The sequence below is a fragment of the Actinomadura verrucosospora genome (assembly GCF_039540335.1).
Taxonomy (GTDB): Bacteria; Actinomycetota; Actinomycetes; order Streptosporangiales; family Streptosporangiaceae; genus Spirillospora; species Spirillospora verrucosospora.
This window is the reverse complement of the sequence record NZ_BAABEV010000020.1, coordinates 76302-97933: the sequence shown is the minus strand read 5'-3', so window position 1 is coordinate 97933 and position 21632 is coordinate 76302. Positions and strand designations below refer to the sequence as shown.

Annotated in this window: 16 protein-coding genes; 7 read left to right on the top strand and 9 right to left on the bottom strand. The window is 71.7% G+C overall.

Annotated features, from left to right (window positions below; all coding sequences use genetic code 11):
- The first annotated feature begins 28 nt into the window (after positions 1 to 28).
- Together ABD944_RS22210 and ABD944_RS22205 are read left to right on the top strand one after the other, a co-directional pair.
- Positions 29 to 814, top strand: coding sequence for a [LysW]-aminoadipate kinase (locus ABD944_RS22210; RefSeq protein WP_345179378.1), 786 nt, complete (start codon positions 29 to 31; stop codon positions 812 to 814).
- Entirely contained in the window at positions 811 to 1842 is a 1032-nt protein-coding gene (locus ABD944_RS22205; protein WP_345179376.1) for a M20/M25/M40 family metallo-hydrolase, read from the top strand. The genes ABD944_RS22210 and ABD944_RS22205 overlap by 4 nt, the downstream gene beginning before the upstream one ends.
- A gap of 22 nt (positions 1843 to 1864) precedes the next feature.
- Here the strand turns inward: ABD944_RS22205 and ABD944_RS22200 are convergent, their stop codons facing one another.
- The gene (locus ABD944_RS22200) at positions 1865 to 2875 is read right to left on the bottom strand and encodes a patatin-like phospholipase family protein (protein ID WP_345179374.1); all 1011 of its coding nucleotides are present in this window, start codon (positions 2873 to 2875) and stop codon (positions 1865 to 1867) included.
- A gap of 418 nt (positions 2876 to 3293) precedes the next feature.
- On the opposite strand from ABD944_RS22200, the gene ABD944_RS22195 reads away from it, so the two are divergent.
- Together ABD944_RS22195 and ABD944_RS22190 are read left to right on the top strand one after the other, a co-directional pair.
- The gene (locus tag ABD944_RS22195; RefSeq protein WP_345179373.1) at positions 3294 to 4655 is read left to right on the top strand and encodes a glycoside hydrolase family 10 protein; all 1362 of its coding nucleotides are present in this window, start codon (positions 3294 to 3296) and stop codon (positions 4653 to 4655) included.
- Between the two features lie 232 nt (positions 4656 to 4887).
- Positions 4888 to 5844 (top strand): DUF5954 family protein, encoded by a 957-nt coding sequence (locus tag ABD944_RS22190; RefSeq protein WP_345179371.1) that lies wholly within the window; start codon positions 4888 to 4890, stop codon positions 5842 to 5844.
- 18 nt (positions 5845 to 5862) lie between these two features.
- Here the strand turns inward: ABD944_RS22190 and ABD944_RS22185 are convergent, their stop codons facing one another.
- Complete coding sequence (locus ABD944_RS22185; protein WP_345179369.1) at positions 5863 to 6228, bottom strand: hypothetical protein; 366 nt, start codon at positions 6226 to 6228, stop codon at positions 5863 to 5865.
- 180 nt (positions 6229 to 6408) lie between these two features.
- Here ABD944_RS22185 and ABD944_RS22180 point away from each other — a divergent pair, with 180 nt between their 5' ends.
- Entirely contained in the window at positions 6409 to 8565 is a 2157-nt protein-coding gene (locus ABD944_RS22180; protein ID WP_345179367.1) for an ATP-binding protein, read from the top strand.
- Here the strand turns inward: ABD944_RS22180 and ABD944_RS22175 are convergent.
- The 3 genes from ABD944_RS22175 to ABD944_RS22165 are packed head-to-tail and all read right to left on the bottom strand — an operon-like array spanning position 8486 to position 11443.
- Positions 8486 to 9022 carry a hypothetical protein gene (locus tag ABD944_RS22175; protein WP_345179365.1) on the bottom strand — a complete coding sequence of 179 codons (537 nt, stop codon included), beginning with the start codon at positions 9020 to 9022 and terminating at the stop codon, positions 8486 to 8488. The genes ABD944_RS22180 and ABD944_RS22175 overlap by 80 nt on opposite strands.
- A complete protein-coding gene (locus ABD944_RS22170) occupies positions 9022 to 10263 on the bottom strand; it encodes a hypothetical protein (RefSeq protein WP_345179363.1) in 1242 nt (413 codons plus the stop codon). Before ABD944_RS22170 ends, ABD944_RS22175 begins: the two co-directional genes overlap by 1 nt.
- 13 nt (positions 10264 to 10276) lie before the next feature.
- The gene (locus ABD944_RS22165; protein WP_345179361.1) at positions 10277 to 11443 is read right to left on the bottom strand and encodes a hypothetical protein; all 1167 of its coding nucleotides are present in this window, start codon (positions 11441 to 11443) and stop codon (positions 10277 to 10279) included.
- Positions 11444 to 11688: 245 nt separating this feature from the next.
- On the opposite strand from ABD944_RS22165, the gene ABD944_RS22160 reads away from it, so the two are divergent.
- Positions 11689 to 14850, top strand: coding sequence for an AfsR/SARP family transcriptional regulator (locus ABD944_RS22160; protein ID WP_345179360.1), 3162 nt, complete (start codon positions 11689 to 11691; stop codon positions 14848 to 14850).
- A 466-nt stretch (positions 14851 to 15316) separates the two neighbouring features.
- Positions 15317 to 16636: a phosphodiester glycosidase family protein gene (locus ABD944_RS22155; protein WP_345179357.1), complete on the top strand. Its 1320-nt coding sequence runs from the start codon at positions 15317 to 15319 to the stop codon at positions 16634 to 16636.
- On the opposite strand, the gene ABD944_RS22150 is transcribed toward ABD944_RS22155, so the two are convergent.
- The 4 genes from ABD944_RS22150 to ABD944_RS22135 form a co-directional block, all read right to left on the bottom strand.
- Positions 16633 to 17409, bottom strand: coding sequence for an NYN domain-containing protein (locus ABD944_RS22150; RefSeq protein ID WP_345179355.1), 777 nt, complete (start codon positions 17407 to 17409; stop codon positions 16633 to 16635). The two genes, ABD944_RS22155 and ABD944_RS22150, sit on opposite strands and share 4 nt — an antisense overlap.
- Positions 17410 to 17676: 267 nt before the next feature.
- Entirely contained in the window at positions 17677 to 19260 is a 1584-nt protein-coding gene (locus tag ABD944_RS22145; protein WP_345179354.1) for an outer membrane protein assembly factor BamB family protein, read from the bottom strand.
- Between the two features lie 10 nt (positions 19261 to 19270).
- Positions 19271 to 19675, bottom strand: a complete 405-nt coding sequence (locus ABD944_RS22140; RefSeq protein ID WP_345179352.1) for a LytR/AlgR family response regulator transcription factor — start codon at positions 19673 to 19675, stop codon at positions 19271 to 19273.
- 95 nt (positions 19676 to 19770) lie between these two features.
- Positions 19771 to 21393, bottom strand: coding sequence for a carboxylesterase/lipase family protein (locus ABD944_RS22135; RefSeq protein ID WP_345179350.1), 1623 nt, complete (start codon positions 21391 to 21393; stop codon positions 19771 to 19773).
- Positions 21394 to 21632: the final 239 nt, after the last annotated feature.

Genomic DNA, 21632 nt, shown 5'->3' with positions numbered 1-21632 from the left:
GGGGGCCGGTGCGGGAGGGATCGTCGTCGTGAAGTGCGGCGGTGCGGTGCCCGCCGAGACGGTGTGCGCGGACCTCGCCGGGCTCGCGGGCCGGGCCGTCCTCGTGCACGGCGGCGCCGCCGACGTCGACCGGCTCGCCGCGGACCTCGGCGTGCCCGCCCGCACCCTCGTCTCGCCGAGCGGCGTGACCAGCCGCCACACCGATCCGGCCATGCTGGAGGTGCTCACGCTGGCGCTCGCCGGGCGGGTCAAGCCGCGGCTGCTGCGCGCCCTGGCCGCGAGCGGCGTCCCGGCCGTCGGAGTGACGGGGCTGGACGGCGGGCTGCTGCGGGCGCGGCGCAAGCCCGCGCAGCGCACCGTGCGCGACGGCCGCACCGTCATCGTCCGGGACGACCACAGCGGGCGGCTCACCGGTGTCCGGCCGCGGTTGCTGAACGTGCTGGTCGGCGCGGGCTTCGTGCCCGTGGTGTCGCCGCCCGCGCTGGGCGAGGACGGCGCGCCGGTGAACGTGGACGCCGACCGGGTCGCGGCGGCGGTCGCGGGCGCGCTGCGCGCCGAGCGGCTGGTCCTGCTGACGGCGGCGCCGGGCGTGCTGCGCGACCCGTCCGACGAGGGCTCCCTGCTCGACCGCTGCCCGCTCCCGCGCGAGGGCCCCGTCCCCCACGCGGCGAGCGGCGGCATGCACCGCAAGCTCATCGCCTCCCGCGAGGCCCTGCTCGCGGGCGTCCCCCGGGTGTCGATCGGCGACGGGCGGATCCCCCGCCCGGTCACCGCGGCCCTGGACGGCGCCGGCACGACACTGGAGATCACATGAGCGGCCCCGTCGACCTGCTGCACGCGATGCTGTCGATCCCCTCCCCGTCCGGCCGGGAGGACGAGCTGGCGCGGTACCTGGAGAAGGTCATGAACGACCTCGGCATGGCCGCGGGACGCGACGAGGCCGGCAACGTGATCGGCGACATCGGCACCGGCCGGGGGCCCGTGGTGATGCTGCTCAGCCACCTCGACACCGTCGACCGGCCGCTGCCCGCGCGGCGCGAGGGCGGCCGGCTCGTGGGCCGGGGCGCCGCGGACGCCAAGGGGCCGCTCGCCGCGATGATCAGCGCGGCGGCGGCCCGGCCCTCGTTCCCCGGCACCCTGCGGGTCGTGGGGGCGGTGGAGGAGGAACGGCTGTCGCGGGGCGGCGAGCACCTGGCGCGCACCGTCCCCGCGCCGGACGCGCTGCTGGTCGGGGAGCCGAGCGGCTGGTCGCGGGTCGTGCTCGGCTACAAGGGCAAGATCGACATCGGGTACCGGGTGGCCCGCGCCGCGACGCACTCCACGAACCCCGCCGCCAAGGCCACCGAGGTCGCGGTGGCGTTCTGGCACGACCTGCTGGAGGCGCTCGGCCCCGAGCGCGACCACGGCGCGTTCGGGCTGCCCGCCGCCACCCTGCGCGGCGTCCACGGCGACCTCACCGAGGCGCGGCTCGACGTCGACTGCCGCGTCCCGCCCGGGTACGACGCGGAGGCCCTGGCCGAGCGGCTGCGCGCCCGCGCGAACGGCGGCGAGGTCACGATCGTCCGGCACGTCCCGGCGGTCCGGCGCGGGCGGGCCGACCCGGTGGTGCGGGCGGTGTCGGCGGCCATCCGGCGGCACGGCGGGACGCCCAGGCCCACGCTCAAGACGGGCACGTCCGACATGAACACCGTCGCCCCCCACTGGGACGTGCCCATGGCGACGTACGGGCCGGGCGACAGCTCGCTGGACCACTCCGACGAGGAGCACATCGAGATCGCCGAGTTCCTGAAGGGCGTGGACGTGCTCACCACCGCCCTCGACGAGCTGGCCGCCACCCTCTGACCCGGGGCCGGGATCGGCGCGGTCAGTCGGGGGCCGGGCTCGCGAGGGGGCGGGGAGCCCGGTGGCGCGCCAGGTAGGCGCGGTGGTCCCAGTCGTCCAGGAAGCGGGCCGCGGCCTCGCGGCCCGCCGTGTAGAGACGGTCGCGGGTCGCCGCGTCGAGGTCGAAGTCGGTCGCGAGGACGCCGTCGGTGCGGGCGAACATGGTGCGGGCCACGATGGCCGGCTCGTCCATCTGCACCCGGTCGTGCGCCTCCGCCATCGTCGAGACGAGCGCGCGCCCGTAGCCGACCGGGCCGCGGACGGCGCGCCACTGCGGGAAGACGCCCCCGGGAAGGGGGCGGGCCGACAGCTTCACTCCGAACGTCGGCCAGCGGGGCTCGCGGTCCTCCCGGTCGAAGATGGTGATCGGATAGTTGGAGAGCATCCCGCCGTCCACCTGGACGCAGGCGCGGCCGTCCTTGCGGCAGACGCGGCACGGCCGGAAGAACACCGGAATGGACGCCGAGGCGCGCACCGCGTCCGCGACGGGCTGCTCGTCGGGATCCAGTCCGTACCGTTCGTAGTCCCATGGCAGGCGGACCATTCGCCCGCTGCTGACGTCGGAGACCACGACGACGAGTTTGTAGGCGCGCTCCGGCGGGAGCGCCGAATCGGGATCGCGCAGTCTCAACTGACCGAACGTCTCGACCCCGCATTCCTTCAGGCGCGCCGAGATCCACCGGTGCAGGGCGTCGCCCTTGTGCAGCCCGAGGGTGGTGAGCAGAGACAGGCCCCGTACGACGGCGAAGCGCGAGCCGTCCTGGAACGACCGGTAGTCGAGTTTCCGCATGAGCTCGACCATCTCCGGGACCGGCATCCCGGCCGCCAGCAGGGCTCCGACGATGGCGCCGGCGGACGTCCCCGCGACGCGGGCCGGCGCGCCGAGCCGATATCCCCGCGCCTGCGTCTCGGCGATCGCGCCGACCAGCGCGATGCCCTTCACGCCGCCGCCCTCCAGCACGAGGTCGGCGCGCGGCACTGCCGCATCTCCCATCGATCTCCCTTCCGCCGCGGAGCCCGCCGGACGCCGCGGTCCACTGTTCCGGGGCAGCGGAAAACGACTGGCATGTGAATGGATTCCGTTCCGCCCCTCTCTGGGAAGATGCCCTATCGATCATTATTTCAATGGTCCGTCCGACGTTTTTCGCCGCACATTTTTCTCGATCGAGAAAAACGACCTTCGATCGAACGGAATCGATCAGCAGATGGCATCGAGACCGGCTCTCCCGCCAGCACAGTCCGAAAACTTTCGACGGACGATCTCGGACCGGATCACCAGCAAGCTTCACTGACCTGTGAAAACAAGGAAAGACCGTTGACGCCCGAGTTTCCTGGGGTTACTTTCCCTTCGGCTACCGAAAAGATATCGAAACTTTTCGGTGGTTCTCGTCCCCCACCCCAAGGAGGAGACCATGAGGAGAGCACTTCTCGCGCTGCTCGGCGCGAGCGCACTGCTCCTGGCGGCGCTGGTCGCCGTCGCGCTCCCCGCGTCGGCCGCCCCGGGCACCCTCAAGGAGGCCGCCGCGGCGAAAGGCCGGGTCTTCGGCGCCGCCGCGGCCCAGTCCCACATGGGCGAGTCGGCGTACGTCTCCACGCTCGACCGCGAGTTCAACCAGCTCACGCCCGAGAACGAGATGAAGTGGGACACCACAGAGCCGTCGAGGAACTCGTTCGGCTTCGGCGCCGCCGACCAGCTCGTCGGCCACGCCCAGGCGCAGGGCATGAAGATCCGCGGGCACACCCTGGTGTGGCACAACCAGCTGCCGGGCTGGGTCGGTGCCATCTCCTCCCGCGACGACCTGCTGAGCGCCATGCGGAACCACATCGCCAAGGAGGCCGGCCACTTCGCGGGCGAGATCGCCTACTGGGACGTGGTCAACGAGGCGTTCCAGGACGGTTCCGGCGCGCGGCGCGACTCGGTGTTCCAGCGCGTCATCGGCGACGGCTACATCGAGGAGGCGTTCCGGGCGGCGCGCGCGGCCGACCCCGGCGCCAAGCTCTGCTACAACGACTACAACATCGACGGCCAGAACGCGAAGAGCAATGCCGTCTACGCCATGGTCAAGGACTTCAGGGCCCGCGGCGTCCCGATCGACTGCGTGGGCTTGCAGGCGCACCTGACGCTGGGGGGCGTCCCGTCCGACATGCAGGCCAATATGCAGCGCTTCGCCGACCTGGGCGTGGACGTCCACATCACCGAACTGGACATCCGCATGTCCACGCCCGCCGACGCCTCCAAGCTCGCCACCCAGGCGAACGACTACAAGAAGGTCGTCTCCGCGTGCCTCGCCGTGCCGCGCTGCACCGTCATCACCGTCTGGGGCATCACCGACAAGTACTCGTGGATTCCCGACGTCTTCCCCGGTGAGGGGGCAGCACTGCTGTTCGACGGGAACTACGGCAAGAAGCCCGCTTACAACGCGTCCCTCGAAGCCCTCGGCGGCACGGACCCGGGCGGCCCGGGCGATCCGGGCACCGTCACCTGCGCCTACACCCGCACCGCGCAGTGGGACACGGGCTTCAACGGCCAGGTGACCATCACGGCGGGCGCCGGCGCGGTCAGCTCGTGGACGGCCGTCCTGACGATGGGCTCGGGGCAGCAGATCAGCGGCCTGTGGAACGGGACCCCGAGCACGAGCGGCAACGTCGTCACGGTGAAGCCGGTGAGCTGGAACGCGAACCTCGCTCCGGGCGCGTCCGCCTCCTTCGGGTTCACCGTCAACGCCCCGGGCGGGAATCAGGCGGCCCCGTCCGTCACCTGCGGCAGTCCCTGACGCCCGCTCCGCGAGACCGCCGTCCGGCACGGCGTCGGCTCCCATGCCGCCGTGCCGGACGGCCCCCGGGCGGGCACCTCCGCCCCCCAAACCGGACGATGCGAAAGCCGTTATCATCCTCACTGATAGGGCGCTCGAATAACCGCTGCAAATACCTCAACTCCCAATCTTCCGGGCGTTCGAATGCGGGAAAAGCCGTGCGGGCGTTGCCGCATCCGGCCAGGATGCGGGCATGACCTTCCCGCTGATGCCCGGGTACGACCACATCAACGTGGTGGCCCGGCTGGATCCGGTCGCGGACGTCCGAGACCGGGAACTCGGTGAGCGGATCCGGCGGTACCCCAAGCTCTTTCCCGCAGGATCCCCCGAATTCGGCCATGCGGTGCAATTTGGGAAAGAATGGCGGATCGGGTCGCTGGGCGCGGACGGCCCGGCCACCGCCCGCTACAACCTCGCGATCGACCTCCGCACCGCCGCCGCGCAGGAGACCGACCCCCCGACCGCCCGCGCGATGCTCGCGGCGGCCGCGCGCCTCGACCCCGAGGAGGGCGAGCAGCTCGCCAAGGACGAGTGGGAGATCGGCGACCGCCGCTACCGGGTCATCCGGGTGGAGAAGTTCATCCTGCTCGGCGACCGCGTGATGGAGCCGCCCCGGTCCACCGACGCCGACCTCTCCGCCGACGCCCTGCTGCGCGACCACCTGCTCGACCCGCCCGCGCCGTGCGGCCAGTGGGAGGCGCAACTCCGGCTGAACCTCGTCGGGCGGCTCCCGGTGCCCGGCACCGTCCCGGAGATGGTCCGCACGGAGGCGCGGCACGCGGTCCGCACGCACCCCGGGGTCGTCCTGCTCCCGCCCACCTTCATCGCGGTGGAGGTCGACGGCGAGGCCTGGGCCCCGCTCACCGGCGGCGACGACCCCGAGGAGGCCCGCGACCGGCTGGCGCGCCACTTCACCGACCTGATGCCGAGGCTCCGCGAGTTCCAGGGCGACTCCCCGTCGGACGCCGAACTCGCCGAGTGGACCGCGATCGCCGACGGCATCCGCGCGACGCCGGGCCACAGGTTCAACGTCCGGGGCCGCGAGTTCCGCACGGTCCGCGTCTGCCGCATGCTCCGCCTGGGCCGCGACGGCCCCGAGGCCCCCCGCCCCTCCGACCAGGACCGCTACGGCCTCCCCACCTTCGGCTGACCCCGCCGCGAAGAGAGATCAGCCGATGTTCAGGTCGCCGTGGACGTCCCTGAGCTGGATCACCTTTCCGGCCCGGCCGTTGAGGACGTTGACCACGCCGTCGTTCGTGGCGGCGGCGTTGGTCTGGGCCTGGTTCCAGAGATTCCGCAGCTCCACGCCGAATCCGGGATCCTCGGCCATGAGGCGCTCGACGGCGCCCGCGAGCCTGGCGATCTGGTCGGGAGCCGGATCGCCGGCCGCTCTCTCCAGGGCCTCCTCGTCAGCCGGACGTCCCCGGAACCGTTCGCGGACTCGCCGAGAGAGTTCGGCGACGGCGGCCCGGACCGGTTCTCCGGCGACCTCGACTGCTTTGCCAGCCATCGCGGTCGCGACTGCGACGGTCATCGGATCTGTCACCCTCACAGTTCATCACGACGACCCCGCCAAGCCAATAACCGAAACCAGCATGACTTGCCGAATTTTTCTCGACCGCAACGTCAATTAATAGCGATCCAGAAAGGCAAGGTAACTTGAAGAGTGGATCGGGCGCGAATCCTCTCGTCCGCCATGTCATGGGATGGATCGATGGTGCAGTCTCCCGACGAACGGGACCGGTGGGCCAACGAACTGACCGGAACGATAGCGGGTTCCAGCGTCCAGGCAGGTTCCATCGCCGGCGGTGTCCACATCACCATGCCGCGAAGCGCGTCTCTTCCCGCTCCGGCACAACTTCCGGCGCCCGGGCTGTTCGCCGGCCGCCACGACGAAATGGCGGAACTGCGTGCGCACGCGGGGCGGCAGGGGCTCGTCGTTATCACTGGGGCAGGCGGTGTAGGGAAGACCACACTGGCCCTGCACTGGTTACACGAGCTGAAAGACGAATACGAGGGCCAGTTATTCGTCGACCTGCGCGGATTCTCCGGAGCCGATCCGCTTCCCCCGGACGAGCCGTTGGAACGCTTCCTGCGGGCGCTCGGTGCGCTTCCGGAGAGCATCCCGCCCAGCATCGACGAGCAGGCGGCACTGTTCCGATCCATGACCACGGGAAGCCGCCTCATCGTTCTCCTCGACAACGCGGTCTCGGCGGCCCAGGTCAGGCCGCTGCTGCCCGGCGCGGGCGGGTCACTGGTCGTGGTCACCTCCCGGCGTCGCCTGTCGGGACTCGTCGTGGACGGCGCACGCTTCGTGGACGTCGATCCGCTCGGTGTGACGGGTGCGCTGGAACTGCTGGAGCGTCTGATCGGTGCGGAGAGGATCAGGGCCGAACGCGAGCACGCCCGATCGCTCGTGGCACTCTGCGGGACGCTGCCGCTCGCGGTCTGCGCGTCGGGCGCCCGCCTCGCCGCCCGGCGACGCTGGCCGATCGCCCGCGCCGTCGCCGAGCTCGACGACGAGGCGCGCCGCCTGTCGGCCTTGCGCACCGGAGAGGGAGACATCTCGGTGGACGCCGTGTTCAACACCTCCTACCAGGCTCTCGACGACGCCCACGCACGTGCCTACCGGCTGCTCGGCGTCCATCCCGGGAACGACTTCGATGTGGCCGCGGCCGCGGCCCTGCTCGGAACAGACGAAGACCACGCCGCAGACCTGCTGCACGATCTGGTGGACGCCAGCCTCCTGATCGAAGGCGGAGACGAGCGCTACTTCTTCCACGACCTGGTACGGCTGCACGCCCGTGACAAGGCCCATGAACCGACAGCCGCACTCGACCGAATGGAGGCGCTGGCTCGGTTAGCGGACTGGTACCTCACGTCCGCGGTCACCGCCGACCTCCTCCTGATGCCCGGACGGTGGCATCTGGGCGACAAGTACGCGTCCGAGCGGCGCAACGGCGCGCTCACGGACCGTCCCACGGCGCTGTCCTGGCTCGAACAGGAGCGGGACAACCTCGCCGCGGTGGCGCGGGAGGCACATGAGGCCGGGCTGCACCCTGTGACGTGGCAGCTCTGCGAGGCGGGGTGGCCGCTGTTCCTCCACCGCAAGCACTACCGGGCATGGATCCGGATGTATGAGGTAGGCCTCGTCGCCGCCCGAAGCTGCGACGACCCGCGCGCTCAGGCACGGATGCTGGAGGGCCTCGGCGTGGCCCACCTCAACCTTCAGGAGATAGACGCCGCCCGCGATAAGTACGAGGCCGCGCTCGCGTTGGAGCGTCAGACCGGCCATCGGCTCGGCGAGGCGGCGGCCCTGGAAGGGCTCGGTCTCGTCGCGTTCGCCACTGGTGACCTGGCCCCCGCCGTCGGCCTGTTCAGGGAGGCGCGGGACGTGCACGCGGCGCTCGACCGTCCACGCGGCATCGCGCTCATGGAACGACACATCGGCGAAGCGCTCAGCGCGTGGGGGCGACACGGTGAGGCCGACGCCGCGCTGACCGGCGCGCTGGACACGTTCGTGCGGCTCGACGAGCCCTACCACCAGGCCCGGACCCTGACCTGCCTGGGCCAGGCCCGTCTGCTGGCGGGGCGCCCGGACGAGGCAGCGGAGGCGCTCCACGCCTCCCTCGGCGTCGCCCGGGAGGCGGGCGCGCGCCACGTGGAGGCCGGCGCCCTGCGGGAACTCGCCAGAGTGGCGGCGCACCAGGGCGCCGCGGCAGACGAGCGCCGCTTTCTGGAGCAGGCGCTCGCCATTTACACCGAGCTCGGTGCCCCGCAGGCAGCACCGGTCAAGGAACGGCTCGACGAAGTTCGGTCCGAACCGCCCGCGCCCCAGGAGCCGCCTGCACAGCCGGATCCCGCACCCTGACCTGAGCGACGGCGTTGCCTCGTACGGCCGTGAGGCGCGTGATCGCGTCGAGCGGAAGTCCCGCCACCATCCAGGCATGGATGGCAGAGGCGTACGCCGACGCGTCCTCCTCGCCGCACCGTTCCCCGAGGACCGGCACGAGTCGTGCCGACCAGCCACGCGCGACCAGAAGGCACCCGCCCTGCATGTTCACCGCAACGATCAAGCATCCCGGGAAGGCCGCCCTGTGCAGTGCCGGTTCACCGCCGTCCCGCACGATCACGTCCGCACAGGAGAGCAAGGCCCGCGACGTCTCACCGGGCCCGGCCACCAGATGCTCGTCGAGCGGCGGCTCGAAAGGGGCGCCGCCGGCCGGCGAGCGCTCCAGCCGGAGCACCCGGCCTCCGACCAGGACCCGATCCGGTTCCGCACCGCGGCGCTCGGCCGGCTCCTCCCAGACCCGCACCAGCATGACCATCACGCCGCCTGCACGCGGACGGCGGGTGGACACGGCGCCGGGACGGGTAAGACGTCCGGCGGGCGCGCCTGATCCTGCAGTCGCATCAACCGGTACATCTCAGCCCGGATCAGGCGGGCCGCCTCCCCCGGCCGGGAGCTCAGGCCATGGCGAAGCTCGTCGTGCACCCGCTCGGTGAACGCGTGGGCGGCCTCGGCGAGCTGGGGGATGAGCGGCCTGTCCCACTCGACCCGCGGAGCGACCGCCCCGAGCCCGGCGGTGTGCGTCCCAGGCGCCACGCTGTCCTCGGGGAACGCACCGAGCAGCACCGGCACGCCCAACGCCGCGCCGTAGTACGTCACCGAACCATGGTCGCCGACCACCCGGTCGGCGGCGACCAGCGCAGCGCGCCAGCCCTCCTCCGGTGGCAGTAGCCGGACGCCGAGTCGCAGGCAGTCCGCGTGCCATGAGAGCACCTGCCTTCTGCCGTACCACGACCAGATGTGCGGGTGCAGTGCCGCGACGATCTGGTATTCGTCGCGCGGCAACTCGGTCGCCACCCGCAAGAGGACGTCGGGGTGCGCCCCGAACAGCGAGTCCCGGCCCCACGTGGAGCTGACGAAGACCAGTCGCCTGCCGCCGACGGCGCCCAGCGCCCGCCGGTACGCCTCGCGGTAGGGCATACTCGCCGTCAGCCTGTCCAGGCACGGGTCTCCGCAGACGAACGCGACCGGCCGCGCCTCCGGACACTCGCGGTCGAGCATGCTCAGATGCCGCTCGTGCGCCAGGGCCATCGACGAGGGCACGACCCGTCCCGCGACGACGATCCGCTCTCTGATCAGTCCGGTGACCGGCCGCGCGGCGGGAGGTCCGGCGCCCCGCAGGCGGCCGAGCAGCTTGCCGGGGCCGGCCCCGTGCAGGACCGTCATGACAGGGCCGTGCAGGTTCTCCAGCATCCCGTGGCTCGCCGCCACGACGAGGTCGAACCGGGTGGTGACCGCTTGGGACCACGGCAGCACCAGCCCTCCGAGGTCCCGCAGATGCGCGTCCAGTCCGCCGGTGAAGACCGACGCCGGTGCGGCGGTGTAGGCGACGGCCACTCTCCGGTCGGTCTCCAGCATCGGGATGACGTCCGCCAGCCGCGTCGCCGCCGTCAGATGGTGTGCCACCGCGAGGACGGTGCGCTGCCCGGGCATCGTCGCACCCCGCCGGGCGTCCAGTCCGAACGGGCCCGGCACCCAGGGGTGGATAGTGCACTCCATAACAACCTTTCTGTCACGCGTCGATCGGACGATCGGCCGGGCACTCGATGCGGAACGGCGGCGAGACCGGTTCCGCGACGGGGATCGTGGCAGGCTGCGGCAGGCGCAGGAGCCTGTACATCGTGCGGCGGACGGCGCGGTCGAACCGCCCCGGCTCCGAGGTGATCCGCCTGACCACCGCCCGGACGCGCTCCGGCCGCCATCGCGCCGCCGCCTCGGTCAACTGCTCCAGGACCGGGCGGTGCGCCACCAGCCGGACACCGCCTGGGATCGGCACGGCCGAGGGAGGCGCCCCCGCGCGAGGCAGGCCGCCGGTGATCATTACCGGGACGCCGGTGATCGTGCCGTACCGGGTCACCGGGCCGGGCGGCCCGATGATCCAGTCGGCGGCGACAAGGGCGGCACGCCAGTCCGCGTCCGGCGGCAGGAGCCCGAGGCCATTCCGCAGGTCGGTCGCGCTGGGTCCGCCGGCACACGGGTACGGCCCAGGTCCGTGGAGACCGAGGACCTGGAAGTCCTCGGCGGCCAGTTCGGTGAGCAGGCGGTGCACGAGAGTTCCCGAACCGCAGCGGGCAACCTGGCAACGACCCGAGGCACCGGCCGCAGGAAGCGCCACGACGACGAGTTTGCGATGCCTGCCCACCCCGAGAGCACGCCGGTAGAAGTCGCGGAAGGGCAGGCTCGCGACGATCCGGTCGTGGATGGAGTCGCCGACGGTCACCACCTCCGTGGCCGTCCCGGCCTCGGTCGGCATGGGACGGTCCATCTCATGGGCGCAGGCGAGAACCACCGGCCCCCCGCGTCCTTTCCTGCTCCCCGGGTGCGATGCACGTTCCGTACCCGTCCCCGGAAGCATGATCGTCGGCGCCGACGGCCCCTGTCCGGGCAGCGAGGAAGCGGCGACGACGAGGGCGAAGTCACCCAACCGCGCCTCGCGCCAGGGCAGCGGCACGGCGCCCGCGTCCCGGAGCAGCGCCCCGACCGCCGCCTCGGACGGCCCTGGCGGTGCCGTGAAGAGCACCCGCAGCCGCGGATCGACGCCCGCCAGCCGGGCCGTGTCCAGAACGGGCTGCCCGAGATCGGGCGAGTCCACCACCACCAGCACCGTCCGCCGGTCCCCCAGTCCGCCCCACCAGCCAGGATCGAACCGGCTGAGCGCCCGGCGCCATTCGAAACCCATTGGCCCCGTCAACGAACCCCCTTCGACCTCGGATGTTGTCATCCGTTCCTCCGTCGCGGATCGAAATGACCCGCTTCTGGAATCGAGTGTCGATCGGAGAACTTGACGAAAACTTGCAGTCGGCCTGACTCGGCAAGTAGGTGCGACCCCTGGCGGCCATGTGAACTATGACCGGAACTCTGGTCATGCCGGGCTCCCGATGCCAAAATCGGCTCAGGAGGAAATTTTCCACAAAGGGGCGCCGGGTGGAGTTCCGTGTCTTAGGCCCCGTTGAGCTGTGGATCGACGGCCAGCGGCGCGACCTCGGAACGACCAAGGAGCGATGCGTGCTGGCCGCCCTCCTGCTCACTCCACGGCAACCTGTACCCGCTGAGATTCTCATATTTCGCGTATGGGGCGACACCCCTCCCGCCAAAGCTCGCCAGGGACTCCACACCTATATGGCGCGTTTACGGAACCGGCTGGAAGGCGTGGAAGACGTCGCCCTCGTGTCGCGACAGGGCTCCTACCAAATCGACATCGCCGACGAGGCGGTCGACCTGCATCTGTTCCGGCGGTTGCGCGGTCAGGCACGGGCGATAGCCGAGAGCGGCGACGACGAGTACGCCCTGGACCATCACCGAAGGGCGGCCGCGCTCTGCCGCGCCGAGCCGCTCGCCGACCTCACCGGCGACTGGGCCGAGCGCACCCGCCGCAATCTGGAGGAGGAACTGCTCGCCGCCGCACTCGACCGTATCGATCTGGAGCTCCAGCGCGGCAACCACGCCGATGTCCTCCGCGAGCTGTCCGATCTCACCGAACGCCACCCTCAGGACCAGCGGCCGGTCGAGCGGCTCATGATGGCCCTTTACCGGTGCGGCCGGCAGACCGAGGCGCTGGAGGTGTATCGGCGTACTCACGGCCTCCTCGTGGAGGAGACCGGCACGGAGCCGGGTCCAGGGCTGCGGCAGCTCCAACAGCAGATCCTGCGGTCCGACCCCGCGCTGCTGCGTGTTCCCGGCACCCAGCTGAGCGTCGACCGGTCTCCGCACACGCTGCCCCACGACCCGCGGGTGTTCGTCGGGCGCGACGAAGAACTCCAGCAGCTCATGGACATGGTGCCGACCGTCCGGGAGCGGGGGCCCGCGGGCCCGCCGAGCACGTCCACGGTCACCGTCATCACCCTCGACGGAATGGCGGGCGTCGGCAAGACGGCGCTGGCCGTCCGCCTGGCACACCGCCTGGCCGAGCACTTCCCCGACGGCCAGATGTTCCTCTCCCTACACGCGCACGACCCTCGGCAGCAGCCAGTCGACCCCGCCGACGCGCTCGACACGCTGCTCCGCATGATCGGGCTTCCGGCAACCCGCGTGCCGCGGGCGCTGGACGAGCGCGCCGCGTTGTGGCGGTCCGAACTGGCGGCGAGCCGCGCGATCCTCGTGCTGGACGACGCTGCGGGCCACGAACAGGTGAGACCGCTGCTGCCGGCGTCCGCCGGATGCCTGGTGATCGTGACCAGCCGCCGGCGGCTGACCGGGTTGCACGACTCCTGGCCGCTCTCGCTGGACGTCCTGCCGGTGCGAGACGCGACGGCCCTGTTCACGGGCATCGCGGGGGCCGGGCGCGCCGAGGCAGGCGACGACGTCAGGGAGGTGGTCGAACGTTGCGGGCGACTGCCGCTGGCGGTGGGCATGGTTGCGAGCCGGCTGAGGCACCGCCGTGCCTGGACCACCCGCGACCTCCTCGTCCGGTTGTCCCCCGACGACCGGCGACTGGACGAGGTGCGGGACGAGGGGCGCGAGATCACCACCGTGTTCGAGATCTCCTATCGCGGGCTTCCCCCGTCGCTCGGCGACGCCTTCCGCGCGTTCGGGCTGCATCCCGGGCCCGACTTGACGGCACACGCGGCCGCGGCGGCACTCGGACGCCCAGTGCGGGAGGCCGAGCGGATCCTGGAGGACCTCTTCGACCGCCATCTGATCACCGAACCGGTCGGCGGCCGCTACCACTTCCACGACCTCGTGAACGACTACGCCCGCCGCCTCTCCCGCGAGACCGACTCGGACGAGGAGCGCCGCCGGATCGTTCATAGGATCCTGGACTTCTACCTTGCCGCGGCCGAGCGGGCGGACCGGCTGATCTCCCCGCACCGCCCTGCGCACGGCATGCAACTGGTCCACCAACCCCCGGAGCTCCCCTCGCCGCTGGATGAGGCGGAGGCCGCCAAGTGGTTCGCCACTGAGCATCACTGCCTGCTGAACGCGGCTGCCGAAGCCGAACGCGCGGGACTGCCCGACCATGTTGTCGGGTTCGCCCGGGTGCTCGCCGGATACCTGGAGTCGCAAGGCCACTGGGATGCGGCTGAACGACTCCACTCCCGCGCGATCATCGCCCTCGGTGACGGAGATGCCGGGCCGAGTCTCGCCCGCGCATTGTCGGACCGCAGTCTCGTCCGGTTCCGCGGCGGCGAGTATGACAGCGCGCTGGAGGACGCCGAGAGAGCCCTGGCGGTCTTCAGGTCGGTAGGTGAACGACACGGCGAGGCCGACATCCTCGATCACATCGGCCTCATCCAGTGGCATCTCTCCCGGTTCCCCGATGCACTCGCCCACGGGGAGGAAGCGCTTGCCATCCACCGGTCATTAGGCGACCGGCGAGGCGAGGCAAAGAATCTCGATCACACCGCCATATATCTGGAGTACATGGGTCGGTACCGGGAGGCCGAGCAACTACGTCTCCGCGCCTTGGCACTCTTCACCGAGGTCGAGGATCCGCGCGGCAGGACAATGGCTCTCAACAATATGGGCGATCTTATGCTGCGCATGGGTGCCGTCGACAAGGCCGTGGAGTACTACGGGCGGACGGCCGCCGCGGCGGCGGAGCTCGGACGCCAGCACCAGGCCATCATGCTCATCAACCTGGGCAATGTCAGCAGGCATACCGGTGACCACGAGAGGGCCTTGGAGCACTATCGAAAAGCACTCGCACTAGCGATGGAACTGGGCGACCGGCGAAACCAGGTCGAGACTTTGATTGGCATCGGCGCCACATTCCAGGACACCGGCCGCTACGGCGAGGCTCTCATCCATCACGAGCGTGCACTGGCGATCTCTCAGAGCATTAGCGAGCGGTACGAGGAAGCGCTCGCCCTCCGGCACCTGGGCGAGACGCTGACGGCGTCCGGCCGGTACCCGGCCGCCATCGAGCACCTCCAACGAGCCGGCGACCTCGCCGCCCGCATAGGCGTGCCGGACGAGATCGGCAAGACACTGGAGAGCCTCGGCACCGCCTTCCTGCACGTCCAGGGGCAGGACAAGACCCGGGAGTACTGGGAGAAGGCCGCCCGAATTTTCGAGTTCCTCGACCTGGCCGAGGCTGAGAATCTCCGAACCCGCCTCCGCCGCCTCGACGAGGCCACCGGCACCTGAAACCGGGCTGCCTCAGGAGACACAGATCAACCCTTACTAAACCCGACATAAGCATCATATGTGGATTGGTCAGGCCGAAGGTCCGTTCTGATCGACAGCGCGCCGACCCAGCCAGTACAGTGGCAACGCACGCCGGAATGTTGTGTAATTCTTTGCCAGAACAGGAACTTTCGCCGATGATACGCGCCTTCACGGTGACCATAACGGCCGCCGTCCTTCTGATGATCACTGAGGTCTCGGCCAGCGCGGCGCCGCTGGTCCACATGACCTGAGTTCGTCACCTGGCGCATCGGGTGGGGCCTTGAGAGAGGCTCCACCCGATCGCTTTGTCTGGACGGCTCTGAGTGACATCCACCGAGCCAGACGCGTCAGAAGATCTTGCACGAATGTTAGCTGAGCAGCGGCCCGCATTTCACTCCGAGCACGCCATGATCACCAGACTTTCACCGGGTGGAGAGGCGGGCGGATGGCTGGTAGGTGGGTGGTCGTGGGGGCGGCGGCGGTCGTGGTGGTCGGGGTCGGGTGGGGTCCGGCGCGGGCGGACGCGCCGGCCGGTGACGGGGCCGGGTCGGGGGAGCGCGCCGACGCGGCAGGGGCGCGGGCCCGCGTCTCGGCCGAGGTCGGGGACGTGCGGTTCACCTCCTCCGAGAGGCTCGCGTCCGGGGCGACGTTGCGGGGGTTCGAGACGTCCGGGGCCGGCGGGGCGGTCGCCGGGAATCTGGTGGACGTCGACCTGCGGCAGGCCGGGGTCGGGCTCCTGCGGCCCCCCGTGGTCGCCGCAAGGCGCACGGTGTCGGCGATGGCGGACGCGCAGAACGCCGTGGCCGGGGTGAACGGCGACTTCTTCAACATCAGCGAGACCCATGCCGGGGTGGCGCCCACGGGGTCGTCGTCCGGGCCCGAGGTGGACGGCGGCCGTCCGCTCAAGGGCGCCGTGCCCGACGGGCAGCGCTTCGGGCCCTCGCTGCCGCCCGGCACGTCCGCCGAGGACGTCATCGGCGTCGGCGTCGACCGGCGCGGGCACGTGGGGCGCCTTCGCCTGGCCGGGAGTGTCCGCTCCGGCAGGACGTCCATCGCCCTGCGCGGCCTCAACCAGTACGCGCTCCCGGTCGGCGGCGTCGGGGCCTTCGGTCCCGAATGGGGGGAGGTGTCGCGGCAGCGCGCGGTGTGCGGGACGGACAAGGTGCGCAACGACCCGTGCAGCACGGACACCGCCGAGGTGACCGTGCGGCGGGGCGTCGTGACGGGGGTCTCCGGCACGGTGGGCGGCGGCGCGATCCCGTCCGGCACGACCGTGCTCGTCGGCCGGGAGAAGGGCGCCGGCGCGCTGCGCCGCCTCAAGCCCGGCGACCGGGTGCGGGTCTCCTACCGCTTCACCGGGCCGGTCCGCTTCCGGTTCGCCGTCGGCGGGTTCCCGATCCTGCGCGACGGCAGGCCGCTGGACGGCCTGAGCGCCACCGGCCCGGCGCCGCGCACGGCGGCCGGGGTGAGCCGCGACGGCCGGCACTTCTACCTCGTGGTGGTGGACGGCAGGTCCGAGCGCAGCGGCGGCCTGACCGTCGCCGAACTGGCGTCCCTGCTCGACAAGGCCGGCGCCGACGACGCCGTGAACCTCGACGGCGGCGGCTCCTCGGCGCTCGTCGCCCGGTCCCCCGGCGAGCCCGCGGTGACCGTCCGCAACACCCCGTCGGACGGCTCAGAACGCGCGGTCGCCAACGGCATCGGCGTCTTCACACCAGACCGCCCGCACCGCCCTCGCCCGGCTGGCGCGCGTGAAGGGAGCTAGGAGGACTTCTTGTCCTGGTGGCGCTTGTCGCGGACGTAGATGATGTTCGCCTTGCCGTCGCCGGGGCTGCGGCGGTCCAGGACGAACAGCGTCGTCGCGGCGATCAGCTCGTTGAGCTTGGCGTAGCCGTAGTTGCGGGAGTCGAACTCGGGGCGCTGCTTGGTGATGATGTGGCCGACGGACGCCAGGGCGGCCCACCCGTCCTCGTCGGAGGCCGCCTCGACGGCGTTGCGGAGAAGGTTGACGAGGGCGGCGTCCTTCTTCAGCTTGGCGGCCGGTGTCGGGGGCGCCGGCTTGAGCGTCGCGGCGGCCGGGGTGGTGGCGTCCTGGTCGTACAGCAGGTTCTCGATGTAGATGAACTTGTCGCACGCCGCCACGAAGGGCTTGGGCGTCTTGCGCTCACCGAAGCCGTACACGGTCAGGCCGGACTCGCGGATGCGCGCGGCCAGGCGGGTGAAGTCGCTGTCGCTGGAGACGAGGCAGAACCCGTCGAAGCGGTCGGAGTACAGCAGGTCCATCGCGTCGATGACCATCGCCGCGTCGGTCGCGTTCTTGCCCTTGGTGTAGGCGAACTGCTGGACCGGCTGGATCGACTGGTCGAGCAGCCGCTCCTTCCAGCCCCGCAGGCTGGTGCCCGTCCAGTCGCCGTAAGCCCGCTTGACATGCGCGGTCCCGTACTTCGCGACCTCGGCCAGCAGGGCCTCGACGATCGCGGCCTGCGCGTTGTCGGCATCGATCAGTACCGCCAGCCTGGCAGTGTTCTCGCTGACCATACGCACCTCCCGAACGCCACCGAGCCGCTCGACCGAGCGGCGTGGCCAGTACATCAGAGGTCGTGCATGCCCTGCCGGATGCCCGGCATGGGCCAGCGGGTCGCCGGAAGCGCCGACCGCAACAGGATCGCGGGCTCCGCATTCGGCGCGGATCTGGAACCACTGGCTGGGCGGCGCCGGGCGTAGTGCCGGTGTCGCGGTGGCGGCCGGAGCCGTCCCCGTTCGATGAGCCGCCGGAGGTGGACGCCTTCTGCGGCGTCGCCCGCGTCAGCGGCTGAAGGCGAGGAGGGCGTAGCCCTTGTCGTTGGGGTAGGGCGTGAACATGTCGCCGGTCAGGACGTAGACCATGCCGTGCGAGACCACGGCGCCGCCTCCGCCGGCCAGGGAGCCGCCGCGGGCGGTGCCGCCGTCGACGGTCGGGAAGTCGGCGATGGTGTCGAAGCTCCAGAGGACCTCGCCGGTGCGGGACGAGTAGGCGCGCATCTTGCCGTCCATGCCGCCCTCCCAGACGAGGCCGGGGGTGGTCGTCACGGCGGGCGGGTGGCCGAGGCGGCACACCTTCGGGTACTGGGCCGCGCCGCCGGTGGTGCAGCCGTCCGCCGGGTTCGGCGTCTTCCAGGCGACGTGGCCGTTGGACGGGTCGAGCGCGAACAGCGTGCCCGGGTTCGCCATGTAGGTGGCGACGTAGAGGCGGTGGCCGTCGTAGCTCGCGCCCCACTGGATCCCGCTCAGGCCGCCGCCCGGCATCGGCGTGGACAGCTGGCGCTGCCAGACGATCTCCCCCGTGCGGGCGTCCAGGACGTGGTAGACGCCGACCTTCTGGCCGATGCCGATGAGGCGGCGCCCGTGCACGGTGAACAGGCTGGGCGCGGCGCCGAGGTCGAAGTCCAGGGCGGTGCCGTCGGGGAGGTTGGGGCAGTACTGCTGGTCTTCGGGGGACGGGCTGCTGCACTCGCGGCGCCAGGTGTCGACGTCGGTCATCTTGCGGGTCCAGCGCGGTCTCCCCGTCCTGGCGTCCAGGGCGAGGACGGAGTCGAAGTGCCCTCCGCTGCCGCTGTAGTTCTGGCCGGTGCCGACGTAGAGGGTGCCCGTGGCGGAGTCGATGGACGGGCTGCTCCACACGCCCGCGCCGGACGGCGTGTAGCGCGGCACCCCGTTCGGCCAGGTGCCGTCCTGGCGCGGCTCCGGGACGGTGTAGAAGCGCCAGTCGAGCTCACCGGTGTCGGTGTCCAGGGCGTCGACGTGGCCGCGGAACGTGCAGCAGGGGTGCTCCTTGCCCATGAGGTTCTCGCCGCTGGACACGCCTACATAGACACGGCCCCGGTAGACGATGGGGGAACTGGTGACGGTGGCGCTGACGTGGTCGTCGATCCGTTTCGCCCAGTCGAGCTTGCCGGTGTCCTGGTCCAGGGCGTACATGTAGCCGCGCGTGTCTCCGAAGAACACCCGGCCGTGGGAGACGGCCGCGCCGTCGCGGACCTGAGCGAAACCCGTCCCGACGGTGCCGAGGTCGAACTCCCACTTGGCCGCGCCCGTGCGGGCGTCGCGGGCGCGGAAGCGTCCGTCCGGGCCGCCGAAATAGACGGTGCGGCCCACGACGGCGGGCTGGCTGTGGGGGGCGCCCGCCTGCTTCGGGAAACCGAAGGCCCATCTGAGCCTGAGTCCGCCGACGTTCGCGGGCGTGATACCGCGTTCCGCCGGGTTGTACCGGGTGCCGTTCAGGTTCTGCTGCCAGGTCGGCCAGTCGCCGCGCAGGGGGCGTCCGGACGCGGCCGGTCCGGGGGCGACGGACGCGCTGACGGCCAGGCACGCGGCGGCGGTGAGCGCCGCTGCCCGTCTGCTGTGACGCATGGGATCTCCTTCACGGGGTTCTGGTTCCGGGGAGGGCGCCCCGGACGAGCCGGTCGCGGAGGGCGCCGGCATTGCGGCGGCTGACGGTCAGCCGCGCGTCGCCGAGCCGGAGCGTGCACCGCCCCGACTCGACGACCATCTCCTCGACGTGGGCGAGGGCGACCAGATGCGACCGGTGGATGCGGACGAATCCGGCGTCCCGCCACGCCTCCTCCAGCGCGGCCAGCGAGACCCGGACGAGGTGGCTGCCCGTGCCCGTGTAGAGGCGGGCGTAGTCGCCGTGGGCCTCGGCGTACCGGACGTCCGACCGCCGGACGAACCGGACCGCGCGCCCCACCCCGACCGGGATCACCTCGTCGGCGGCCTCCCGCCGCCCGCCGGCGTCGACCACGAGGACGACCACTGTGGCGTGCATGCGCACATGGAAACCGCGGGGCCGATCGATGATCAAGGGCGGGGTGGGACATCTGTCACGTCCGGCACAGGTCGTGGCACCGGGCGTCAAGGCGCTCAGCCTCCGAAGGGGGCGTGCCGGTTCCAGAAGCCGCAGTGGTGCTGCTCCGCGATCTCGTGGGTGACCTGGCTGTCCCCGGCCGGGACGAGCGAGAGGACGGCCGGGTCCCGGGGCGTGAAGCGCGGCCAGAAGGGCGTCCCGTCCACGGTGGGGTTCCCGGTGCGGGCGAACCCCGTCCACTGGGCGGTGAGCTGCGCGCCGAACGCCTTCTGGTTCGCGGTCGGCTCGGCGCCGCCGGGGAACGGCGACAGGAACGGGCTCTCGCTCACGTGGTAGGAGCCGTTCGGCTTCGTCGGGTCGAGGAAGAACATGGGCGGGGCGTCGGCGTTGTCGGTCTGGTAGGCGAAGACCGGGATGTGCCTGGCCAGCCGCTCGTCGTTGAGGAGCGCGGGGCACACGGAGTTGGAGTCGGCGACGATCGTCCGGTACGCGATGAACGCGGACGGCGCCGGGAAGCGCTCCAGCGGGTACAGCTTCAGGACGCGGCTCGCGAGCGGCCCGTACTGCTGCCGGACGTACTCCCGGTACTTCTCGGGGGTGTCGGCGGACGGGAGCTGGACCTCGTCCCGGTCGACGCCGTGCATCAGCGTGACCTTGTTGACCTTCCCCTCGGCGAACGCCTGGGCGGGCGACATCGGGAGGATCTCGCCGTCCACGACCGGGCCCTGCGTCCCGGTGTCCGGTCCGATGCCGTTGCCGGCCTGCTTGAGCAGCTTGTCGACGGGCAGGGCGCGCAGGCAGGCGGCGTCCTCGCAGCCGAGCGCGGCGGCGAACCGCTCACCGGCCTTCCGGGCCTCGTCCTCGCCCGGCAGCTCGGCCTTGCAGTCCTGCGGCTGCCACTGGACGTCCACGCCGAGCAGCGAGTTGTACTCGCCGCTCTGCGCGATGCCCTTCTGGAACAGGCCCTTCGCGGCCGGGGACGCGGTGTTGGCGCAGACGCTCGACCCTCCGGCGGACGCGCCGTAGATCGTCACGTTGCGGGGGTCGCCGCCGAAGCGCGCGATGTTGCGCCGGACCCATCCCAGCGCGGCCTGCTGGTCCCGCAGCGCGTAGTTGCCCGCGTGGGCGCCGAGCCCCTCGTGCGCCATGAACCCGAAGATCCCGAGCCGGTAGTGCACCCCGACGTTGATGACGCCGCCCTCCCTGACGAGGTGCGTCCCGTCGGACGGCGCCCCGAGCCGGAACCCGCCGCCGTGCAGCTCCACCATCACCGGCAGCGGCCGGCCGCCGGTCCTCTCAGGGGCGGTGATGTCCAGCGTGAGGCAGTCCTCGCTGGTCGAGCCGGGTCCGAGACCGGGCGGCTGCGGGCACGCGCTCCCGCGCCGGGTCGCCTCCAGGGTGGACGTCCAACCCGCGGGCGGCGCGGTCGGCGCCCACCGCAGGTTCCCCACGGGGGGCGCCGCGTAGGGGACGCCGAGCCAGGAGCGGACGCCGTCCCCCGCCGTCCCGCACACCGGGCCCTTGTCGGTCCGCACGGTCGTCCCCTCCGCGCAGGCCGGGGCCTCTCCGGCGCGCGGCCCGTCCTGCGCCCGGGCGGGCACCGAGGCCGCGAACGCCACGGCCGCCGCTCCCGCCGACGCCGCCGAGGCGACCGCGAGAAGCCATCTTCTGGACTGCATGTCTGACCGTCCTCACCGCGTGGGTCTCCTGCCGGACGGCCCGAACGTAAGGCGGCCCAGGAGCCCCACGACAGGACATCCCCGGCAGATGCGGGAGAGCGGCGGCGCCGACGCGCCGAACGGCCTCCCCTCACCGCCGAGCGGCGGCTTCCGAGGGGGTTTCCCGGCCGCCGGGGATCTCACTGGGCGGGAGGGGGCGGCGGGGGCGGCGAGGGGCGGATACTCTACCAAACAGTTGT

Excerpts from the sequence above, each read along its gene's own strand:
- ABD944_RS22205 (WP_345179376.1), top strand. The coding sequence starts at position 811 with ATGAGCGGCCCCGTCGACCTGCTGCACGCGATGCTGTCGATCCCCTCC.
- ABD944_RS22200 (WP_345179374.1), bottom strand. The coding sequence starts at position 2,875 with ATGGGAGATGCGGCAGTGCCGCGCGCCGACCTCGTGCTGGAGGGCGGC.
- ABD944_RS22195 (WP_345179373.1), top strand. The coding sequence starts at position 3,294 with ATGAGGAGAGCACTTCTCGCGCTGCTCGGCGCGAGCGCACTGCTCCTG.
- ABD944_RS22190 (WP_345179371.1), top strand. The coding sequence starts at position 4,888 with ATGACCTTCCCGCTGATGCCCGGGTACGACCACATCAACGTGGTGGCC.
- ABD944_RS22185 (WP_345179369.1), bottom strand. The coding sequence starts at position 6,228 with ATGACCGTCGCAGTCGCGACCGCGATGGCTGGCAAAGCAGTCGAGGTC.
- ABD944_RS22180 (WP_345179367.1), top strand. The coding sequence starts at position 6,409 with ATGGTGCAGTCTCCCGACGAACGGGACCGGTGGGCCAACGAACTGACC.
- ABD944_RS22175 (WP_345179365.1), bottom strand. The coding sequence starts at position 9,022 with ATGGTCATGCTGGTGCGGGTCTGGGAGGAGCCGGCCGAGCGCCGCGGT.
- ABD944_RS22170 (WP_345179363.1), bottom strand. The coding sequence starts at position 10,263 with ATGGAGTGCACTATCCACCCCTGGGTGCCGGGCCCGTTCGGACTGGAC.
- ABD944_RS22165 (WP_345179361.1), bottom strand. The coding sequence starts at position 11,443 with ATGGGTTTCGAATGGCGCCGGGCGCTCAGCCGGTTCGATCCTGGCTGG.
- ABD944_RS22155 (WP_345179357.1), top strand. The coding sequence starts at position 15,317 with ATGGCTGGTAGGTGGGTGGTCGTGGGGGCGGCGGCGGTCGTGGTGGTC.
- ABD944_RS22150 (WP_345179355.1), bottom strand. The coding sequence starts at position 17,409 with ATGGTCAGCGAGAACACTGCCAGGCTGGCGGTACTGATCGATGCCGAC.
- ABD944_RS22145 (WP_345179354.1), bottom strand. The coding sequence starts at position 19,260 with ATGCGTCACAGCAGACGGGCAGCGGCGCTCACCGCCGCCGCGTGCCTG.
- ABD944_RS22140 (WP_345179352.1), bottom strand. The coding sequence starts at position 19,675 with ATGCACGCCACAGTGGTCGTCCTCGTGGTCGACGCCGGCGGGCGGCGG.
- ABD944_RS22135 (WP_345179350.1), bottom strand. The coding sequence starts at position 21,393 with ATGCAGTCCAGAAGATGGCTTCTCGCGGTCGCCTCGGCGGCGTCGGCG.